Here is a 17381-nt window from a genome sequence, read left to right on the forward strand (position 1 = left end):
GTCAGGCCGCGCCCAGTTCGCGTGCGGCCTGACCCAGCATTTCCACGCCGGTGGCGATCTGATCCTCGGTGAGGTTGGCATACCCGAGGATCAGCCCGGGCGGTGCGGTCACAGGGTCGGCGTAACAGGGCCCCAGTGGCTCCAGTCGGATGCGTGACTCGGCGGCACGGCGGGTCAGCTCCTCGAGCGGGAATCCTTCCGGAAACCGCACGGTCAGGTGGACGCCTGCGGCCGCGCCGAGAACCTCGGCCCGGGGTAGGTGCCGCGACAACGCTGCCAGCAGCGCGTCGCGTCGGGCCGGGTAGCGCCGGCGCATCTGCCGTAGGTGGCGGTCGTAGCCCCCGGAGGTCAGGAATTGGGCGAACGCGATCTGATCCATCACCGAGCTGCCGGTGTCGGCAAGGCTTTTGGCGGTTCTGACCCGCTCGATCAGGTGGGCCGGCAACACCATCCAGCCGATGCGCAGTCCGGGGGCCAAGGTCTTACTGGTCGAGCCGAGGTACACCACCCGGTCCGGCGCGACTCCCTGCAGAGCGCCCACCGGCGCCCGGTCGTAGCGGTACTCGGCGTCGTAGTCGTCTTCGATGATCAACCGTCCGGGCTGGGCCCATTCGAGTAGTGCGGTGCGCCGGACGGTGGAGAGCACCACCCCGGTCGGCGATTGGTGGGCCGGGGTGGTCAGCACCGTGGTGGCATTGCAGGCAGCCAGTGCGCCGACGTCGATACCGTTGTCGTCCACCGGGATCGGGACCGGTTCGACGCCGTTGTGGCGCAGGATCATCCGGTGCAACCAGAATCCCGGATTCTCCGCCGCGATCGGCCCGTCCAGGCACCGGGAGAGTAGTGCGATGGCTTGCGTTGCGCCCGAGCACAACACGATGCGGCGTGGGTCGGCGACCACTCCGCGGGTACGGCGCAGGTAGTCGGCCACTGCGCTCCGGGCGGCCGGCAGTCCGTGGGGTGCCACGTAGCCGAATGCGCTGGATTCGATCTCGGCCAGGCCCTGGCGCATGGCCCGTAGCCAGGCCTGACGTGGAAAGCTGGTGAGATCCGGTGAGCCTGGCGCGAAGTCGATGTCGAAGCGCGGGCGGGCGCGGTCGGGACCGAAGCTGCCGGAGGGGGCGGCGTCGACGGCTGCGACCCGGGTGCTGCCGCCCTGGCTGCTGTGCAGGAATCCCTCTGCCGTCAGTTGCTCGTAGGCCTCGACCACGAGCCGTCTCGATACTCCGAGGTCGGCGGACAGCACGCGGGTGGACGGCATCCGCGACGCCGGGGCCAACCGACCGGAACGGATGGCCTCGCGCAGTCCGTCGGCGAGTTGACGATGCAACGGCGCCTTGCTGCCCCGGTCGAGTTCGACGAGCAGCTCCGGACCGGAACTGGTACCCGAATCTGCCATGAAATTGGAGCCTACTCGGAGACCACTGCGGCGTTAGCGTGATGACATGGCCAATGCCGCGCCGCCAGTGCCGCAGACCCGGCGCTACCCCGAAGTGGTCCTCGCCGTGTTCGGCGTCTACTCGGTGATCCTCGGTCTGTTCATGCTGTTCGCGCCGGGCACATTCTTCGACACCCTCGGCGCGTTCGGCACGCGCAACGATCACTACATCCTCGACAACGCCTCGTTCGAACTGCCGCTCGGGCTGATGATGCTGGCGGCGCTGAAGTGGCCGCGTTGGCGCGTGCCCGCGCTGGCCTTCGCCACCGCGCACTGGGCCCTGCATTCGCTGAGTCACCTGATCGACACCAACCACGCCGCAGGCAACTGGGTGGGTTGGCTGGAAGCTGCGGGGCTGGTGCTGACCACGGTGCTACTGGCAATTGCCTTACGTATCAGCATGTCCGACGAGAAGGCAGGGGAACCATAGATGCGTGTCCTGGTGGCGGGTGCAACCAGTGTCCCGGGAATCCCGTTGCTGCGGGAGCTCAACGCGCGCGGTCACGAGGTGATCGGAGTGACCCGCTCGTCGGGCAAGACCGCCCAGATCTCCGCCGAGGGTGCCAAACCGGTGGTGGCCGACGTCCTCGACGCCGGCCAGATCGATGCGGTGCTGGCCGAATTCGCACCCGAGGCGGTGGTGAGCCTGCTGACCACGCTGCCGAAGTGGGGACCGAAACGGCCCAAGGACTTCGGCCCCGCCACCGAACTCTGGAGCCGCGGAGCACCGAACCTGGTGGCCGCGGCCCAACGTGCGGGCGTGCGTCGCGTCGTCGCGGAATCGGTCGTCTTCGCCTACGGCTATGGCACGGACGGGCCGCCCCTGATCGACGAGAGCGATCCCTATCCGGGGCCGCCACCGCCGCACGGTGCCGAGTTCCTGGAGGCGCTGCGGGGCATGGAACGCAGCGTGCTCAGTTCGGGCGAGCGCAGCGGAACCGAGGGAATCGTGTTGCGCTACGGCGTCTTCTACGGGCCGGGGGTCATTCACGACGAACTGTTCCACCGCCTCGCGAAGTGGTGGGCCCTGCCGGCACTGACCGGCCCGGGAGTCCTGTCCTGGGTACACATCGACGACGTCGCCCGCGCCACTGCCGACGCGCTCGACAAGGGTCGGGGCGGGCAGATCTACAACATCGTCGACGACCGTCCGCAGTCGTTCGGCGATTACGTCCGGGAGCTGAGCGGCAAGCTGCACCGACCGCGGCCGGTGCCGATCTCGCACCGTCTGGTCGGACTGCTGGCCTCGTACCCCGCCACCGCGTTCGGTCAGGCGTGGCTGCCGCTGTCCAACGCGAAGGCCAAAGCCGAACTCGGCTGGACGCCTATTCCCCGGTGAACTGCGGTGGGCGCTTCTGGAACATCGCGGTGACCGCCTCGGCCAGATCCTTCGACGGCAGGAATGCCGAATTCCACGCGGCCACGTACCGCAGGCTTTCGGCCACCCTGGCGGTGCGCTGCTGATCCAGCACGTCCTTGACCCCGGCGACGGTCAGCGGCGGGTTGGCGGCGATCTCAGTGGCAGTCGCGTGCGCGGCCGCCAACGAGGCGTCGGCGTCGTCGTACACGTCGTTGACGAGACCGATCTTCTCGGCGCGCGCCGCGTCAATGTCCTTACCCGTCAGAACCAGCTCGCGCAGGTGCCCGTCGGACAGGATCAGCGGCAGGCGCGCCAGGCTGCCCACGTCGGCGACGATGGCCAGCTTGGTCTCGCGCACCGAGAACTTGGCGTCGGCGCTGGCGTAGCGGATGTCCACCGCGCTGATCAGGTCGACGCCACCGCCGATGCACCAGCCGTGGATCGACGCGATGGTGGGGGTGCGGCAGTCGGCGACCGCCGTGATGGCGCCCTGCATCTTGCGCAGTGTGGCGTGGAAATCGGCCCGGGCCTTCGCACCGGCGTCCAGCCCTGGCATCGTCGCGCCCATGGCTGGCAGGTCCAGGCCGTAGCTGAAGTTCTTGCCCGAGCCGGTCAGCACGATCGCGCGCACGTCCGGGTCGGCGTCGAGAGTGCCGAACACGTCGGGCATCTCCGCCCAGAACGCCGGACCCATCGCGTTGCCCTTGCCGGGACCCAGCAGCGTCACCTGGGCGACGTAGTCCTTGATCTCGACGGAAACGGACTCGTACGTGTCAGACATGGGGTGGACACTACCGAGTATGGATGAACTCGATAGCGCCGAGGCCACCCTCGACGTGCTGCAACGCGTGCTGAGCGGCATCACTGCGGACGATCTGTCCCGTCAGACGCCCTGTCGCGAGTTCGACGTGGCGGGTCTGACGGACCACCTGCTGAACTCCATCACCGTGATCGGCTCGGCGGCCGATGCGCAGCTTCCCGAACGTAGGCCAGATACCTCGGTCGAGGAGCAGGTGGTCAGCGCGGCGCGGCCGGCCGTGGCGGCGTGGCGTCGACGCGGGGTGGACGGCACCGTGCCGTTCGGTCCGGGGGAGGCCCCGGCGCGGATGATGGCCCGGATCCTGTCGCTGGAATTCCTGGTGCACGCCTGGGATTACGCCGCGGCCACCGGGCAGACGGTCGACGTGTCGGATGATCAACCGCAGCGTGTCCTGGAGTGGGCGCGGGGAATCATCACGCCCGACGGGCGGGTGCGTGCCGGCTTCGACGATCCGGTGGAGATCGGCGAGGGTGCGCCGGTGCTGGACCAGTTGCTGGCCTTCACCGGCCGCCGGCCGCAGGGTTAGACGCGCTGCAGGTAGAAGTACAGGTAGCGGCCGTCGACCACGGCGGCCTTGCCGTTCATGATGCCGACGACGGTGTTGTCGTCGACGACCTTGAAGTGGTCGTGCACGGGACGGCCGTCGTAGACCATGGTCGCGGTCACCTCGCCGCGGAACTCCTCCAGCCACAGGCTGGCCTCGCCGTTCATCGCCTCGGTGTTGGAGAACTTGTTGCCGTCGGCGTCCAGGCACACGAGCGGTTGGGCCTCGGCGGCCGAGCGGAACGTCTTGCCGAACCAGTTGAGCCGGTTCATGAATCCGTTGGCCTTGTGGCCGGTCTGGAACTCGCCGCCCTTCCACTCGCCGAGCATGAAGTCGATGCTCGCGGGCCGCAACAGCGCCCAGAACGCGTCGAGTTCGGCGTCGGGGATCTGACCCTCGCGGCTGACGAATCCGTCGAACGTGCCGCGTACACCGTTCACTTCGTCTCTCCTGTCCGAGTCCCGGCGTCACCCGCGATCCAGCGCGTGGCGAATTCCAGGAAGGCGTCGTTCTCGTGCGGGGCCCCGATGGTGACCCGCACGCCGTCCTCACCGTACGGGCGCACGATGAGCCGGTTGTCGGCGGCCCTGGCCACGAAGTCCAGAGTGCGTTCGGCCAGAGGTAACCAGACGAAGTTGGCCTGCGACGGCGGGAGCGTGAATCCGGCGTCACGCAGGGCTGCGCTGACGCGGATGCGCTCGGCGACGACAGCGTCGGTGCGGGCCAGGAGTTCGTCGGCGGCCTCGAGGCTGGCGATGGCCGCGGCCTGGGACACGCTGGTCGCGCTGAAGGGCACGTAGACCTTGCCCAGGGCGGTCACGATCTCCGGATCGGCGACGGCGTACCCGACCCGCAGGCCGGCCAGCCCGTAGGCCTTCGAGAAGGTGCGCAGAACAACGACATTGCGGTGCGAGCGGACCAGGCCGAGGCTGTCGGGCAGCAACCCATCTCGGATGTACTCCACGTAGGCCTCGTCGAGCACGATCAGGACGTCGTCGGGGACCGCCGCCACGAACCGGGCCAGCGCCTCGGGCTCGACGACGGTGGAAGTCGGGTTGTTCGGGTTGCAGACGAAGATCAGCCGGGTGCGATCCGTTACCGCCGCGAGCATGGCGTCGAGATCGTGAGTCTCGTCACGCAACGGCACCGGAACGCCCGTCGCGCCTGCGGTGCGGATCTGCAGCGGATAGATCTCGAAACTGCGCCATCCGTACACGACTTCGTCGCCGGGAGCAGATGTGATTTGTATCAACTGCTGGCACAGGCTCACCGAACCGCAGCCGACAGCGATGTTCTCGGGCGCGAAGCCGACGTGCTTGGCCAGGTGTTCGCGCAGGTCAAGGTACCCGTTGTCGGGGTATCGGTTGATGTTCTCGGTGGCTTTCAGGATCGCCTCGCGCACGCTGGGAAGCGGCGGATGCACGGTCTCGTTGCTCGCGATCTTGATTGCGCCCGGAACTGTTTTGCCTGGTGCGTACGCCGGGAGGTCGGCCATTTCGGGGCGCAGACGGATGCTCACTTGGCCAGAATAGGGGAGGCTGTGTACTGTGTGCCCTCGGCGGTTTCGGGCATTTGGACGTAGTCCGGTACCCTCACAGAAGTTCAAAGGAGGCGTGCCAGAGCGGCCGAATGGGACTCACTGCTAATGAGTTGTCCCCCTTACAGGGGACCGGAGGTTCAAATCCTCTCGCCTCCGCCACGGTTGACTTGTCAACCGCACAACTGAATAACGCTAGGCGCCCGTAGCTCAACGGATAGAGCATCTGACTACGGATCAGAAGGTTAGGGGTTCGAATCCCTTCGGGCGCACACTGGAAAAAATCGAGGCGAGGTCTGCGGACCGCGCCTCGATTTTTTTGCGTCGAGATCGACACCAGGGCTGCGATTTCGGCGAAGCAACGACCCTGGCGTCGATCTCGGCGCGTCGGCGTCGGGCACCCGACGCCGCAACCACCTAGTCGGAAGCGACGGCTGTGGCGATGTCGACGGCCATCTCACGCAGTACGTCGTCGGTGACGAACTGACGCGCGCTCTGCCGGTCCAGTCGGAGCACAGAGACCAGTAGTTCGATGTGGCCGGCCACCTGGACCCGGGCGAGTTCGGGCGGCAGATGCAGCCCGTGCAACTCGGCGAGGAACCCGCGCAGCACGGTGACGCGATCGTTCATCCACGGTGACCGGCCGGCCACCGTGGATGTCGAGGTTTTCAGCTGCCCGATGTAGCGGCGCTTCCGCGGCCGCTCGAACGCGCCGTGGTGGGTTTGGCGCGCGGATTCCGCGGGACGCGTGCGTGCGCGCACCCGGATGTCACCGTGTGGGGAAGCGCATCCGGTGAATGCCGCCGTGCGCATGACCTTGGCGGTTGCCATGGCGTGTCTGTGACCCATCGTTCCCGTACCTGCCGACAAATGTTGTTTGCCAGTTAACTTTACGGGAACGTCTCAGGTTCAGCTCAGGTTCGGGCCTGGGGCCTCAGTTCCAGAGCACCGCGATCGCCGACGCGAGCAGGGGCAATACGCCCGCGGCGATGAAGAGTCCCATGACCGGTTGGCCGCCCGCGCGACGCTGCCGCGCCGTGCCGATGCCCAAAACCGCCCCGAGCGCCACCAGGATGACCAGCTTGGTGCCGAGCTTGGGGTAGTTCAACTCGACGTCGGGCCAGGGCGCGGCCAGGGCCAGGCCGGTGATGAGCGACAGCGTCATGCCGTAGGTCATCACCGGGGTGATCAGGAAGCGTCGGGCTGCGGCCTCGGCGATCCAGGCGCCGACCATGACCGCGAAACCGATGAGATGCGCATAAACAACTACGTTGCGTAGTAGATCCATGGTCGGAGTGTAAGCGGTGTCAGATCCCGGGCTCACCGGCATCGGTCACGTAGGCTCGGCTGGCATGCGGCTGCTGCTGATCGCCGATACCCATGTCCCCAAGCGCGCCAAGGATCTGCCGGCTCAGGTGTGGGAGGAGGTAGATCAGGCGGATGTCGTTGTCCACGCCGGTGATTGGGTCGATCCCGCACTGCTCGACGTGCTCAGTTCACGCGCGGCCCACCTCATCGGCTGCTGGGGTAACAACGACGGGGCCGAGTTGCGTAGGCGACTGCCCGAGCGTGCCGACGTGACGCTGGACGGTCTGCGTTTCACCGTCGTGCACGAGACCGGTGCGGCCACGGGTCGGGAGGCCCGGATGGCCCGCGACTATCCCGGCACCGATGTCCTGGTGTTCGGGCACAGTCACATCCCCTGGGATACCACCGCGAAAACCGGTCTGCGCCTGTTGAATCCGGGGTCGCCGACGGACCGGCGTCGCCAGCCGTACTGCACGTACATGACGGCCCGTATCGCCGCCGGCGTGTTGTCCGACGTCAACCTGCACACGGTCGATCGGTCCTGAACCGGCTAGCTTGCTTCGCCCTCGCAGATCAGCTCGATGTGCTTGGTAGCCCAATTGCCCAGCGGCTCAAGGGAGTCGAGTAGTTCTTGACCGGCCGGTGTCATGGAGTACTCCACCCGCGGCGGCACCTCGTGGTAGCTCTCCCGGTGCACCACGCCGTGCCGCTGAAGCTCCTTGAGATGCTGGGTCAGCATTTTCTGGGAGACCCCGGGCAGGCTGCGGTGCAGTGCGTTGAAGCGCTTGGGCCCGGCCTGGAGCTCCCACAGGATGAGCGGCTTCCACTTCCCGTCCACCACGGCGAACGCCGCATCGAGGCCACAGGTGAACCTGCCGAGCTGAGCCATCGGATATTCTCCCTGGTCAGAGTCAATAGTTTCAGAAAGGTAAGTATCGCACTTTTTAGTGGGTACTTGTCGGTTGGTCAGTGTCTCTCCAACGATGGTGGCATGACAACCACACACCACACGGTCAGTTTCGTCGGCCTGGGCGCGATGGGCTCAGAGCTGGCCCGCACCGCCATGAAAGCGGGCCACCCGACCATCGTCTGGAATCGCACCGCCGCGCGGACGGCCGCGCTCGTCGACGAGGGCGCCACAGCAGCACCCACTCCGGAGCGGGCTCTCGACGCGAACCTGATCGTGGTGTGCCTGTTCGACCAGGCTTCGGTGCACGAGGTTCTCGACCCGGTGGCGCACGGGCTGGCGGGGCGCCGCCTGGTGAACCTGACCACGACGTCACCGGAAGGGTCACGCGAGCTGGCCCGGTGGGCCGCCGGCCACGGGGCCGAGTATCTCGACGGCGGCATCATGGCGACGCCGGAGATGATCGCGACGCCGCAGTCGGCGATCCTCTACAGCGGTTCGGCGGCGTTGTTCGCGGACTATCGCGAGTTCTTCGAACTGTGGGGCAGCACTGAGTACTTCGGCGACGACGCCGGGCTGGCGTCGCTGTACGACCTGGCGCTGCTCTCGTCGATGTACGTAATGTTCGCGGGCTTCTTCCACGGGGCCGCGATGGTGGGGGCCGCGGGCGTGCCCGCCAAGGAGTTCGCCGCCCGCGCTGCCGCCTGGCTGCCGGCGCTCATGCCCACGCTGGCTGAATACGCGACCGTCATCGACGGCGGCGACTACGCGGTGCCGGGCCAGCAGAGCCTGCTCTTCTCCGATCTCAGCGACATCGTCAACGCCAGCCGGGACCAGGGCATCAGCACCGAGGTCGTCGACGTGGTGCAGCGGCTGATCCACCGGCAGATCGATGCCGGCCACGGCAGCGACGGCTTCGCCCGCATCGTCGAGAGCATCAGGAACGGGGCGGCTGCATGACCACCGTGAGCGTGCTCGGTCTCGGACCGATGGGACAGGCGCTCGCCGGCGCCTTGGTTGCGGCGAATCTCCGCACCACCGTGTGGAATCGGACTCCCGCCAAGGCCGACGCCCTGCGGGCCCGTGGTGCGGTATGGGCCGACACCCCCGCGAAGGCCGTGGCGGCCAGTGACCTGATCCTGGTCAACGTCGTCGATCAGGCGGCCGCGGACGCGGTCCTGGACGCCGCCGGAGACGCGATCGCGGGCCGGGTCGTCATCGGCCTGTCCTCCGACATTCCGGATTCGGCGCACCGCACGGCACAACTGGTCGCCGCGCGTGGCGGACGGTATCTGGACGGGGCCATCATGACTCCGACCGACACCATCGGAACCCCGAGCGCCAGCATTCTTTTCGCGGGGCCACGTGATCTGTTCGACGCCCACCGTTCGGTGTTCGACGTGCTCGCCACGGTCAGTTGGGTGGGTGCCGACGTGGGCCGCGCCGCGGCCTTCGACATGGCGCTGCTGGACGTCTTCTGGACCTCGGTCAGCGGGTTCGTCCATGCCCTGGCGATGGCCGGCGTCCACGGCATCGCCCCCACCGAACTGCTGCCGCACGCGAACAACATCGCCGCCATCCTGCCGCCGGTCTTCGGTGAGATCGCCGAACGCACCGAATCCGACCGGCACACCGATCCCAGTGCGTCGGTGTCCTCGGCGGCGGCCTCCGTGCGGCATCTGATCGCGGCGTCGGAGGCGGCGGGTCTGGATGCCGGTGCCCTGGAGGCATTCCGGGGCTACGTGGACGCCGCAGTCGACGCCGGGCACGGCGCTGATGAGATCAGCCGGATCAGTCCGAGCCGCGATACCGTGCCGACACCTTGAGGTGGCAGGCTCGTCCGCATGGAGCAGAAGCCGCCGGCCGCTGTCATCGAGGCCGCCTATCGCGCACACCTGACGAGCCTGCCGTTCGAGGACACCCGGGATTTCGAGGACGCTGACCGGGGTTTCATCGCCGCGCTCGAACCCTGTGTGGTGAAGGCCGCCGACGGAAGGGTGGTGTGGGACAACGACGCCTATGACTTCCTGACCGGGGATGCGCCCGCATCGGTGCATCCCAGCCTGTGGCGCCAGTCGCAACTGTGCGCCAAGCAGGGCCTCTACGAGGTGGTCGAGGGCATCTATCAGGTGCGCGGTCTGGACCTGTCGAACATCACCTTCATCGAGGGCGATACCGGCGTCATCGTCATCGATCCGCTGATCTCCACCGAGACTGCGGCCGCCGCGCTGGAGCTGTACCGGGCGCACCGGGGAAACCGTGCGGTCAGCGCCGTTATTTATTCCCACAGCCACGCCGACCATTTCGGCGGCGTGCTGGGCGTGACCAACCAGGCCGACGTCGACGCGGGCAAGGTCGTCATCATCGCGCCGGAGCACTTCACCGAGCACGCCGTGCAGGAGAACGTGTATGCCGGCACCGCGATGGCGCGCCGCGCCGGCTACATGTATGGCGCAGCGCTGGACCGTAGCCCGCAGGGCCAGGTCGGCTGCGGGCTGGGGCAGGTCGGCTCGACCGGCGAGGTGGCGCTGATCGTGCCGACCCTCGACATCCGCGAAACCGGGGAGACCCACACCATCGACGGTGTCGAGATCGAGTTCCAGATGGCGCCCGGCACCGAGGCGCCCGCCGAGATGCACTTCTACTTCCCGCAACACCGGGCACTGTGCATGGCCGAGAACGCCACCCACAATCTGCACAACCTGCTGACGCTGCGGGGTGCGCTGGTGCGTGACCCGCACGGTTGGGCGGGCTACCTCACGGAGGCCATCGACACCTTCTCCGACCGCGCCGACGTGGTGTTCGCCTCGCATCACTGGCCTACCTGGGGCCGTGAGCGGATTGTCGAATTCCTTTCGCTGCAGCGGGATCTGTACGCCTACCTGCATGACCAGACGTTGCGGCAGCTCAACCAGGGTTACACCGGGATCGAGATCGCGGAGCAGTTCCAGCTGCCGCCGGAGCTGGAGAAGGCCTGGCATGCCCACGGCTACTACGGTTCGGTGAGCCACAACGTCAAGGCGATCTACCAGCGCTACATGGGTTGGTTCGACGGCAACCCGGCCCGGTTGTGGCCGCACCCGCCCGAGGCGGCCGGCCCCCGCTACGTCGAGGCCATGGGTGGTGCGGACCGAGTGGTCGAGCTGGCCCGGAAGGCTTTCGGCGACGGTGATTTCCGTTGGGCGGCAACACTGCTCGACCATGTGATCTTCACTGACGAGAACCATGCGCGAGCCCGCGAACTCTACGCCGACGTGCTCGAGCAGCTCGCCTACGGCGCGGAGAACGCCACGTGGCGCAACTTCTTCCTGAGCGGCGTCACCGAACTGCGGGAGGGAAAGTTCGGAACACCGACTTCCTCGGCATCGCCGTCGCTGCTCGGACAGCTCACGCCCGAGCAGATCTTCGACACTTTCGCGATCAACGTGAACGGCCCGCGGGCCTGGGATCTCGACCTGGCCATCGACGTGACCTTCCTCGATGCCGCGGCCAACTACCGGCTCACCCTGCGCAACGGAGTGCTGGTCTACCGCGAGGCCGATGCGGACGAGGCAAGTGCGCACGCCACCGTGAAGCTCGCGAACAAGCTGCGGCTGCTGGCCTTCGCCGCGGGCGATACGGCCTCACCCGGCCTGGAGGTCACCGGTGACGCAGAGGCCCTGCCGTCGCTGCTGGCGGTGCTGGACCGGCCCGATCCGAACTTCGACATCGTCACGCCGTGAGGTGAACGGGACTTTACATATATAGACATGAGGTAAAAACTTCGAACTTGTATTGACAAGTTGAGGTGATGCGGACCACAGTATCCGCATGGGAAATCACAGCTACGACGTCGTGGTGGTCGGCGCAGGCATCGTCGGCCTGGCGCACGCCTATCACGCGCACCAGCGGGGACTGAGCGTCGCCGTGGTCGATCACGCCGACGGTGTCGTCGGTGCGTCGGTCCAGAACTTCGGCCACGCCTGCATCACCGCCCAGTCCGGCGTCGCGCGGGACTACGGCCGCAACGGCCGTCAGCACTGGCTTGACCTGTCCCGCAAGGCGGGGTTCTGGTCGTCCGAGTCGGGCACGTTCTGCGTCGCCCGCCACGACGACGAGCTCGCGGTGATGGATGAGTTCGCCACCACCCGCGGGGGCGGCGAGGTGCGGCTGCTGAGCCGCGAGCAGATCCTCGAGCGGATCCCGGTGGTACCAGCCGGCGTCACCGGTGGCATGTACCTGCCGAATGATCTGCAGGTCGACCCGCGGACCGCCGCCCCGTCGATCGCCCGCTGGCTCGAATCCGAGGGCGTCGACTTCCATTGGCGCACCGCGGCTTCCGGGTTCGAGCTGGGAGTGGTGCACACCTCGCGCGGGCCGCTGCGCGCCGGTACGACGTTCGTCACCGTCAACTACGACGTCGACCGGTTGTTCCCCGCGCTGGCCGAACGTGACGGCCTGCTGCGGTGCCGGCTGCACATGCTGCGGGCCCGCCTGCCGCTGGCCTTCGCGCTGCCCGCGCCGCTGTTCACCGGCTGGTCGCTGCTGCGGTACTCCGGATTCGAGGGGCTCCCGAGTACCGACGCTGTGGCTGATCGGCTGCGGACCGAGCATCCCGACTACGTCGCGATCGACCTGCACCAGATGTACACGCCGCAGCCCGACGGCTCACTGCTGATCGGCGACACCCACTACCGGGACATCTCCGCGCCGCCGTTCCAGTCCGAGGAGGGCTTCGCCGTCCTTCTCGACGAGGCCCGGAAACTGTTCGGCGTCAATGACATCGAGGTGACCGAGCGTTGGCAGGGTGTCTACACCTCCGCGCCTGGACAGGAGTTCCTGATCGAGCAGCCCATCGAGGGCACCCATGTCGTCACCGTCACCACCGGTATCGGCATGACCACCAGCATGGGCCTCGCCCACGCCAGCGTCGGCAACGCGCTGGACCGAGTCTCCGCCACCGTCTGAACGATCCAAACCGAAGGGATAAACCAATGGGTACCAAAGCAAGTGATCCGATCAGCCTCGTCGTCTTCGACATGGCCGGAACCACCGTCGAGGACAGCGGGCTGGTTCAGCAGTCGTTCCTGGCCGCCGATCGCCACGCGGCTCTGTCGAAGACCGACGCCGACCGTGAGGAGATGCTGCGCTACGTCACCGACACCATGGGCCAGTCCAAGATCGTGGTGTTCCGGCACCTGGCCAAGGGCAACGAGGAGCAGGCGCAGGCGGCGAACAAGGAGTTCGAGCGCTGCTACGCGCAGCTGGTCTCCGAGGGCAACTGCAGCCCCATCCCTGGCGCAGAAGGTGTCATTACATCTTTGCGTTCCAGCGGCATCAAGACCGCGCTGACCACCGGATTCGCCCGGGAGACCCAGTCGGCCATCATCGATGCGCTGGGCTGGCAGGACCTCGCCGACGTGGTGCTGTGTCCGTCGGACAGTGTGCGCGGCCGGCCCTTCCCGGACATGCCGCTCACCGCGCTGATGCAGACCCGAACCGATTCGGTGCGTTCGATGATCGTCCTGGGGGACACGTCGTCGGACGTCATCAGCGGGCTGCGCGCCGGCGCGCGGGCCTCGATCGGCGTGCTGACCGGGGCCCACAACCGGGCTCAGCTGTCCGAGGCCGGAGCCACCCACATTCTCGACAGCGTCGCCGATCTCCCCGCTCTGGTGGCAGCCCTTCGGTAGTCCGCCAACCACCACCACCGCCCCCGCGGCGGTCGGTCGCAGGCCGCGCCTCCCGACCGCCGCACCCCCTCTGCACCGTTCTCGCAAGAGAAACCTGCCTTTGACGTTCGGCCACACTCGCTCGGCAATCTGCCCCGGCCCGTCAGCACACCGCCTGCAGCACGCCCACCAGAGGTGCAATCTCATGACTCAAACCGCGATTCCCGTCACTGCAACGACCATTCCGCGCTACAAGCGCTGGCGCATCCAGATCTTCGCCGTCACCTGGATCGCCTATGCCGGTTTCTATTTCACCCGCCAGGCCTTCTCTGTGGCCAAGCTGGGCATCCTCGAAGACCCCATCCTGAGCACGCATCTGACCAAGAGCGTGATGGCGAACCTCGACGCCGTCTACCTCGCGGCCTATGCGGTCGGGCAGTTCGTCTGGGGCCAGGTGTCCGACCGTTTCGGCCCCCGGGTGGTGATTCTCGGTGGTCTGGCGATATCGGCGATCGCCACCGTGTTCATGGGGCTGCTGCCCGCGCTGGTGTTCCTGCTGCCGCTGATGATCGTGCAGGGCCTGGCCCAGTCCACCGGCTGGTCCCCGACGCTGAGCAACATGGCCCAGTTCTTCTCGATCGGCGAACGGGGTCGCGTCCTCGGATTGTGGAGCACCAACTACGCATTCGGCGGTCTGGTGGCCGCACCGATTCTGGGCTGGGCCGCCTACGACGTGTTCGGCACGTGGCGGGCAGCGTTCTTCACCGGGGCCGCCATCGTGGTCGGGGTGTTCGTGCTGGTGCTGCTCTTCCAGCGCAACCGGCCGCAAGACGTCGGGTTGCCGCCGATCGAGGAGTACCGCGCTGCGCAGGACGCCAGGGAAGGTGTCGAACTCGATGAGTCACCCGAAGCCGAGGCGGTCGCCGAACCCACCCCGTCGTGGCGGGAATCGCTGAAGGTGGTGCTGAGTGACAGCATGGTGAGAACCCTTGGCGCGTCGTACTTCCTGCTAAAGCCGGCCCGCTACGCGATCCTGCTGTGGGGTCCGGTGATCGTCGCGGAACGACTGGCCGACGGCGACAAGTTCCAGGCCGTGACCATCCCGGTGGCGTTCGGTGTGGCGGGCGTGATCGCCCCGATCCTGCTCGGCCGCATCTCCGACCGGGTGTTCAGCGCGCGACGCGTACCGGCCTGCGTGATCAGTCTCGGGATCCTGGTGGCGGTGCTCGCGCTGTTCGGTCCGCTGACGGCGACGGGCAGTGCCTGGATCATGGTGGTGGTGCTCGGCCTGATCGGCCTGAGTGTGTACGGCGCCGACGCGATGATCTCCTGTGTCGCCGCGGTGGACTTCGGCACCTCGAAGCACGCCGGGACCGCGGCCGGGTTGATCAACTGTTGCGGTTCGGTTGGCGCGATCCTCGGCGGGCTGCTGCCCGGCTACCTGAGCACGTCGACGTTGTTCTACGGATTCGCCGGCGCCGCACTGCTGTCCATGCTGTTGCTCCTCCCGCACTGGAACCGGATGCCTGCTGCGGACTGACCTCGCGAGCAGACATAGAACTGTCCCTTTTCACGCGAAAAGGGACAGTTCTATGTCTGCTCGGCGGAGGAAAATTTGGTGCGCGCGTTGACGATGCTGAACGTGACCACGTCGGGCCGGTAGCGGTCGTCGGCGCACTCGAACACCACGCCGTGCTGATCCCGCGAGACCCGGCGCTCGCGCAGCAGTGGGCTGCCCGGCGCGATACCGAGATTCGCGGCATCGTCCGGTCCGGCCGCCACCGCGTCGAGGACATGTTCCATCGAGTCGAAGTACACGTCGCGGCTGGCCAGGTAGTCGGTCATCGAGCCGGAGTCGGTATCGAACTCGAACAGCAGCGAACCCACCGATTCGATGAACGTGCTGCGCTCGATCATCGCCGGTTCACCGTCGAGCAGGCGCACGCGCAACACCTCGACCACGAAGTCATCGGCGGTCAAACCCAATGCCTCGATGGCGGTTTCAGAGGCGCGACGGCGCGCCACCTCGATCGTGCGGTTGCCGGCGACGCGCCCGGCACGCTCGGCCCACTGGGTAAACGGGGTGAACGTGTCCAGCGTCTGGGTGGCGTCATGACTGCGGACCACCGCCGGCTTGCCGCGGGAGACCCGGATCAGGCCCTCGTTCTTCAACGTCGCCAGAGCCTGGCGCACCGGGCCGCGCGACACGTCGAACTCCGCGCACAGCGCGCTCTCGGTGGGAAGTGGTGCTCCGATGGCGTAGTCGCGACGCCTGATGCGCTGACGTAGCTCGGAGGCGACGTGCTCGTGGCGCGAAACGGGCCCCGCCATCTGCATCACCTTCCGGTCAGGGTGTCATGACAAGTTTGCTACCCGCGCTACATTACCGCGCCCGGCTCAGGGCAGGCCGCCGTCCACCCGCAGGATCGAGCCGGTGGTGAAGCTGGACGCATCGGACATCAGAAACAGTGCAGCCCCGACGATCTCGGGAGGGTTACCGGCCCGTTGCAGGGCGAGGTGGGCGAACGGCTCGCCGGCCATGTCCCAGGCCTTGCTGACATCGGTGAGGAACGGCCCGGCCATCAGGGTGTTGACCCGCACGGTCGGCCCGAACGCCTTGGCCAGCCCTTCGGTCAACGCGTTGAGCCCGGCCTTGGCTGCGGCGTAGGGGAGCATGTACTGGTCGGGCCGTAGCGATCCGGATGAGCTGACGTTGATGATCGCGCCACCGCCGTCGGCAACCATGCGCTCACCGAGCAGGGCCGAAAGCCGGAACGGCCCTTTGAGATTCAGGTTGAACACCGAGTCGAAGAGTTTCTCGCTCACCGAGCCCAGCGACTCGTACAGCGGTGACATGCCCGCGTTGTTGACCAACACGTCGACCTTGCCGAACCGCTCGTACACCGCGTCCACCAGACCGTCGAGCTGATCCCATCGGCCCACGTGCACCTGATAGGGCAGAACGGCACGACCGGTGGCGGCGGCGATCTCCTCGGCCGCGGCCACGCAGGAGTCCAGGTTGCGGCTGGCGATCACCACGTCGGCGCCGCACCGCGCGGCTCCCATCGCGATCTCGCGGCCCAGTCCGCGGCTGCCGCCGGTGACCAGGACGACCCGGTCGGTGAGGTCGAACAACCCGTCGGCATATCCCATGTGATGACCCTCTCCGGCCGGCTTACACCGCGGCCCTATGGTGACACGGTGCAACTGCTTCTCGTCCGACATGCTTTACCGCTGCGCAGCGAGCCCGGTCAAGGGTCCGATCCCGACCTGTCCGAAGAAGGTCTCGCCCAGGCGCAGCGACTGCCCGCTGCCCTGGCCCGCTTCCCCGTCAGCCGGCTCGTCAGCAGCCCGCAGCGGCGCGCGATCCAGACCGCGGGACCGGTCGCCAAGGAGCTGGGCCTGCAGGTCGAGGTCGACGAGCGGCTCGCCGAGTACGACCGCGACATGTCGCACTACGTGCCGATCGAGGAGATCGCCAAGGAGAACCCCGAAGAACTGGCGCGGTTGGTGAACGGTCACCTGCCCAGCAGCGTGGACGAGAACGCGTTCATGGCCAGAATCGCCGCCGCCGTCGAGGACCTGGTGGAGGTCGGTGACCATGACGGCACCGTCGCGGTGTTCAGCCACGGTGGGGTGATCAACGTGCTGCTACACCAGATCCTGCAGACCCAGCGACTGCTGTCCTTCCACGTCGACTACGCCTCGGTCACCCGGCTGCTGTCATCGCGCTCGGGCAAGCTGGCCGTCGCCTCGGTCAACGGGACCGAACACGTATGGGACCTGCTGCCTCGAAATGTCCGGTGGTAAACAGTG

General features: G+C 67.2%; 20 protein-coding genes and 2 tRNA genes. 13 read left to right on the forward strand and 9 right to left on the reverse strand.

The window, feature by feature from the left end:
* Position 1: 1 nt before the first annotated feature.
* Positions 2 to 1399: a MocR-like pyridoxine biosynthesis transcription factor PdxR gene (pdxR, locus tag AB0876_RS09480; protein ID WP_526041805.1), complete on the reverse strand. Its 1398-nt coding sequence runs from the start codon at positions 1397 to 1399 to the stop codon at positions 2 to 4.
* 46 nt (positions 1400 to 1445) lie between these two features.
* Here pdxR and AB0876_RS09485 point away from each other — a divergent pair, with 46 nt between their 5' ends.
* Together AB0876_RS09485 and AB0876_RS09490 are read left to right on the forward strand one after the other, a co-directional pair.
* Positions 1446 to 1868 carry a hypothetical protein gene (locus AB0876_RS09485; protein WP_526041806.1) on the forward strand — a complete coding sequence of 141 codons (423 nt, stop codon included), beginning with the start codon at positions 1446 to 1448 and terminating at the stop codon, positions 1866 to 1868.
* On the forward strand, positions 1869 to 2777 hold the full coding sequence (locus AB0876_RS09490; protein ID WP_491840081.1) for an NAD-dependent epimerase/dehydratase family protein: 909 nt from the start codon (positions 1869 to 1871) through the stop codon (positions 2775 to 2777).
* On the opposite strand, the gene AB0876_RS09495 is transcribed toward AB0876_RS09490, so the two are convergent.
* Entirely contained in the window at positions 2764 to 3579 is an 816-nt protein-coding gene (locus AB0876_RS09495; protein ID WP_526041807.1) for a crotonase/enoyl-CoA hydratase family protein, read from the reverse strand. The two genes, AB0876_RS09490 and AB0876_RS09495, sit on opposite strands and share 14 nt — an antisense overlap.
* Positions 3580 to 3598: 19 nt before the next feature.
* Between AB0876_RS09495 and AB0876_RS09500 the strand changes: the two genes are divergently transcribed.
* The gene (locus tag AB0876_RS09500) at positions 3599 to 4144 is read left to right on the forward strand and encodes a TIGR03086 family metal-binding protein (RefSeq protein ID WP_526041808.1); all 546 of its coding nucleotides are present in this window, start codon (positions 3599 to 3601) and stop codon (positions 4142 to 4144) included.
* On the opposite strand, the gene AB0876_RS09505 is transcribed toward AB0876_RS09500, so the two are convergent.
* Positions 4141 to 4602 carry a DUF4334 domain-containing protein gene (locus AB0876_RS09505; RefSeq protein ID WP_526041809.1) on the reverse strand — a complete coding sequence of 154 codons (462 nt, stop codon included), beginning with the start codon at positions 4600 to 4602 and terminating at the stop codon, positions 4141 to 4143. The two genes, AB0876_RS09500 and AB0876_RS09505, sit on opposite strands and share 4 nt — an antisense overlap.
* On the reverse strand, positions 4599 to 5681 hold the full coding sequence (gene hisC, locus AB0876_RS09510; RefSeq protein ID WP_526041810.1) for a histidinol-phosphate transaminase: 1083 nt from the start codon (positions 5679 to 5681) through the stop codon (positions 4599 to 4601). The genes AB0876_RS09505 and hisC overlap by 4 nt, the downstream gene beginning before the upstream one ends.
* 88 nt (positions 5682 to 5769) lie before the next feature.
* Here hisC and AB0876_RS09515 point away from each other — a divergent pair.
* Positions 5770 to 5861, forward strand: a tRNA-Ser gene (locus AB0876_RS09515).
* A gap of 37 nt (positions 5862 to 5898) precedes the next feature.
* Positions 5899 to 5971 (forward strand) — tRNA-Arg (locus AB0876_RS09520).
* A 145-nt stretch (positions 5972 to 6116) separates the two neighbouring features.
* Here the strand turns inward: AB0876_RS09520 and AB0876_RS09525 are convergent.
* Both AB0876_RS09525 and AB0876_RS09530 read right to left on the reverse strand, forming a co-directional pair.
* Complete coding sequence (locus AB0876_RS09525) at positions 6117 to 6530, reverse strand: hypothetical protein (RefSeq protein ID WP_526041811.1); 414 nt, start codon at positions 6528 to 6530, stop codon at positions 6117 to 6119.
* Between the two features lie 103 nt (positions 6531 to 6633).
* The gene (locus AB0876_RS09530) at positions 6634 to 6987 is read right to left on the reverse strand and encodes a Fe-S protein (protein ID WP_491840087.1); all 354 of its coding nucleotides are present in this window, start codon (positions 6985 to 6987) and stop codon (positions 6634 to 6636) included.
* Between the two features lie 64 nt (positions 6988 to 7051).
* On the opposite strand from AB0876_RS09530, the gene AB0876_RS09535 reads away from it, so the two are divergent.
* The gene (locus AB0876_RS09535; protein WP_491840088.1) at positions 7052 to 7552 is read left to right on the forward strand and encodes a metallophosphoesterase family protein; all 501 of its coding nucleotides are present in this window, start codon (positions 7052 to 7054) and stop codon (positions 7550 to 7552) included.
* A gap of 5 nt (positions 7553 to 7557) precedes the next feature.
* On the opposite strand, the gene AB0876_RS09540 is transcribed toward AB0876_RS09535, so the two are convergent.
* A complete protein-coding gene (locus AB0876_RS09540) occupies positions 7558 to 7896 on the reverse strand; it encodes a winged helix-turn-helix transcriptional regulator (protein ID WP_491840089.1) in 339 nt (112 codons plus the stop codon).
* Positions 7897 to 7998: 102 nt separating this feature from the next.
* Here AB0876_RS09540 and AB0876_RS09545 point away from each other — a divergent pair, with 102 nt between their 5' ends.
* The 6 genes from AB0876_RS09545 (at position 7999) to AB0876_RS09570 (ending at position 15105) form a co-directional block, all read left to right on the forward strand.
* Positions 7999 to 8874, forward strand: a complete 876-nt coding sequence (locus AB0876_RS09545; RefSeq protein ID WP_526041812.1) for an NAD(P)-dependent oxidoreductase — start codon at positions 7999 to 8001, stop codon at positions 8872 to 8874.
* The gene (locus AB0876_RS09550; RefSeq protein ID WP_491840091.1) at positions 8871 to 9740 is read left to right on the forward strand and encodes an NAD(P)-dependent oxidoreductase; all 870 of its coding nucleotides are present in this window, start codon (positions 8871 to 8873) and stop codon (positions 9738 to 9740) included. Before AB0876_RS09545 ends, AB0876_RS09550 begins: the two co-directional genes overlap by 4 nt.
* 18 nt (positions 9741 to 9758) lie before the next feature.
* Positions 9759 to 11636 carry an alkyl/aryl-sulfatase gene (locus AB0876_RS09555; protein ID WP_526041813.1) on the forward strand — a complete coding sequence of 626 codons (1878 nt, stop codon included), beginning with the start codon at positions 9759 to 9761 and terminating at the stop codon, positions 11634 to 11636.
* Positions 11637 to 11724: 88 nt separating this feature from the next.
* On the forward strand, positions 11725 to 12861 hold the full coding sequence (locus tag AB0876_RS09560; RefSeq protein ID WP_526041814.1) for a TIGR03364 family FAD-dependent oxidoreductase: 1137 nt from the start codon (positions 11725 to 11727) through the stop codon (positions 12859 to 12861).
* Between the two features lie 26 nt (positions 12862 to 12887).
* Positions 12888 to 13586 carry a phosphonatase-like hydrolase gene (locus tag AB0876_RS09565; RefSeq protein WP_491840094.1) on the forward strand — a complete coding sequence of 233 codons (699 nt, stop codon included), beginning with the start codon at positions 12888 to 12890 and terminating at the stop codon, positions 13584 to 13586.
* 184 nt (positions 13587 to 13770) lie between these two features.
* Positions 13771 to 15105 (forward strand): MFS transporter, encoded by a 1335-nt coding sequence (locus AB0876_RS09570; RefSeq protein WP_526041815.1) that lies wholly within the window; start codon positions 13771 to 13773, stop codon positions 15103 to 15105.
* Between the two features lie 50 nt (positions 15106 to 15155).
* Here AB0876_RS09570 and AB0876_RS09575 read toward each other — a convergent pair whose 3' ends face one another.
* Both AB0876_RS09575 and AB0876_RS09580 read right to left on the reverse strand, forming a co-directional pair.
* Positions 15156 to 15902: a GntR family transcriptional regulator gene (locus tag AB0876_RS09575; protein WP_491840254.1), complete on the reverse strand. Its 747-nt coding sequence runs from the start codon at positions 15900 to 15902 to the stop codon at positions 15156 to 15158.
* A 60-nt stretch (positions 15903 to 15962) separates the two neighbouring features.
* On the reverse strand, positions 15963 to 16718 hold the full coding sequence (locus tag AB0876_RS09580) for an SDR family NAD(P)-dependent oxidoreductase (RefSeq protein WP_526041816.1): 756 nt from the start codon (positions 16716 to 16718) through the stop codon (positions 15963 to 15965).
* A gap of 48 nt (positions 16719 to 16766) precedes the next feature.
* On the opposite strand from AB0876_RS09580, the gene AB0876_RS09585 reads away from it, so the two are divergent.
* A complete protein-coding gene (locus AB0876_RS09585; protein ID WP_491840097.1) occupies positions 16767 to 17375 on the forward strand; it encodes a histidine phosphatase family protein in 609 nt (202 codons plus the stop codon).
* Positions 17376 to 17381 lie beyond the last annotated feature (6 nt).

Origin of the sequence: Mycobacterium sp. NPDC049093 (assembly GCF_040704635.1) — a bacterium.
Lineage (GTDB): Bacteria > Actinomycetota > Actinomycetes > Mycobacteriales > Mycobacteriaceae > Mycobacterium.

Bases quoted from the DNA above. Each gene is read 5' to 3' on its own strand.
- AB0876_RS09525 (WP_526041811.1), bottom strand. From the start codon at position 6,530: ATGGCAACCGCCAAGGTCATGCGCACGGCGGCATTCACCGGATGCGCT.
- AB0876_RS09555 (WP_526041813.1), top strand. From the start codon at position 9,759: ATGGAGCAGAAGCCGCCGGCCGCTGTCATCGAGGCCGCCTATCGCGCA.
- AB0876_RS09485 (WP_526041806.1), top strand. From the start codon at position 1,446: ATGGCCAATGCCGCGCCGCCAGTGCCGCAGACCCGGCGCTACCCCGAA.
- AB0876_RS09550 (WP_491840091.1), top strand. From the start codon at position 8,871: ATGACCACCGTGAGCGTGCTCGGTCTCGGACCGATGGGACAGGCGCTC.
- pdxR (WP_526041805.1), bottom strand. From the start codon at position 1,399: ATGGCAGATTCGGGTACCAGTTCCGGTCCGGAGCTGCTCGTCGAACTC.
- AB0876_RS09530 (WP_491840087.1), bottom strand. From the start codon at position 6,987: ATGGATCTACTACGCAACGTAGTTGTTTATGCGCATCTCATCGGTTTC.
- AB0876_RS09575 (WP_491840254.1), bottom strand. From the start codon at position 15,902: ATGCAGATGGCGGGGCCCGTTTCGCGCCACGAGCACGTCGCCTCCGAG.
- AB0876_RS09500 (WP_526041808.1), top strand. From the start codon at position 3,599: ATGGATGAACTCGATAGCGCCGAGGCCACCCTCGACGTGCTGCAACGC.
- AB0876_RS09570 (WP_526041815.1), top strand. From the start codon at position 13,771: ATGACTCAAACCGCGATTCCCGTCACTGCAACGACCATTCCGCGCTAC.
- AB0876_RS09580 (WP_526041816.1), bottom strand. From the start codon at position 16,718: ATGGGATATGCCGACGGGTTGTTCGACCTCACCGACCGGGTCGTCCTG.
- AB0876_RS09495 (WP_526041807.1), bottom strand. From the start codon at position 3,579: ATGTCTGACACGTACGAGTCCGTTTCCGTCGAGATCAAGGACTACGTC.
- AB0876_RS09490 (WP_491840081.1), top strand. From the start codon at position 1,869: ATGCGTGTCCTGGTGGCGGGTGCAACCAGTGTCCCGGGAATCCCGTTG.
- AB0876_RS09565 (WP_491840094.1), top strand. From the start codon at position 12,888: ATGGGTACCAAAGCAAGTGATCCGATCAGCCTCGTCGTCTTCGACATG.
- AB0876_RS09560 (WP_526041814.1), top strand. From the start codon at position 11,725: ATGGGAAATCACAGCTACGACGTCGTGGTGGTCGGCGCAGGCATCGTC.
- AB0876_RS09540 (WP_491840089.1), bottom strand. From the start codon at position 7,896: ATGGCTCAGCTCGGCAGGTTCACCTGTGGCCTCGATGCGGCGTTCGCC.
- AB0876_RS09545 (WP_526041812.1), top strand. From the start codon at position 7,999: ATGACAACCACACACCACACGGTCAGTTTCGTCGGCCTGGGCGCGATG.
- AB0876_RS09535 (WP_491840088.1), top strand. From the start codon at position 7,052: ATGCGGCTGCTGCTGATCGCCGATACCCATGTCCCCAAGCGCGCCAAG.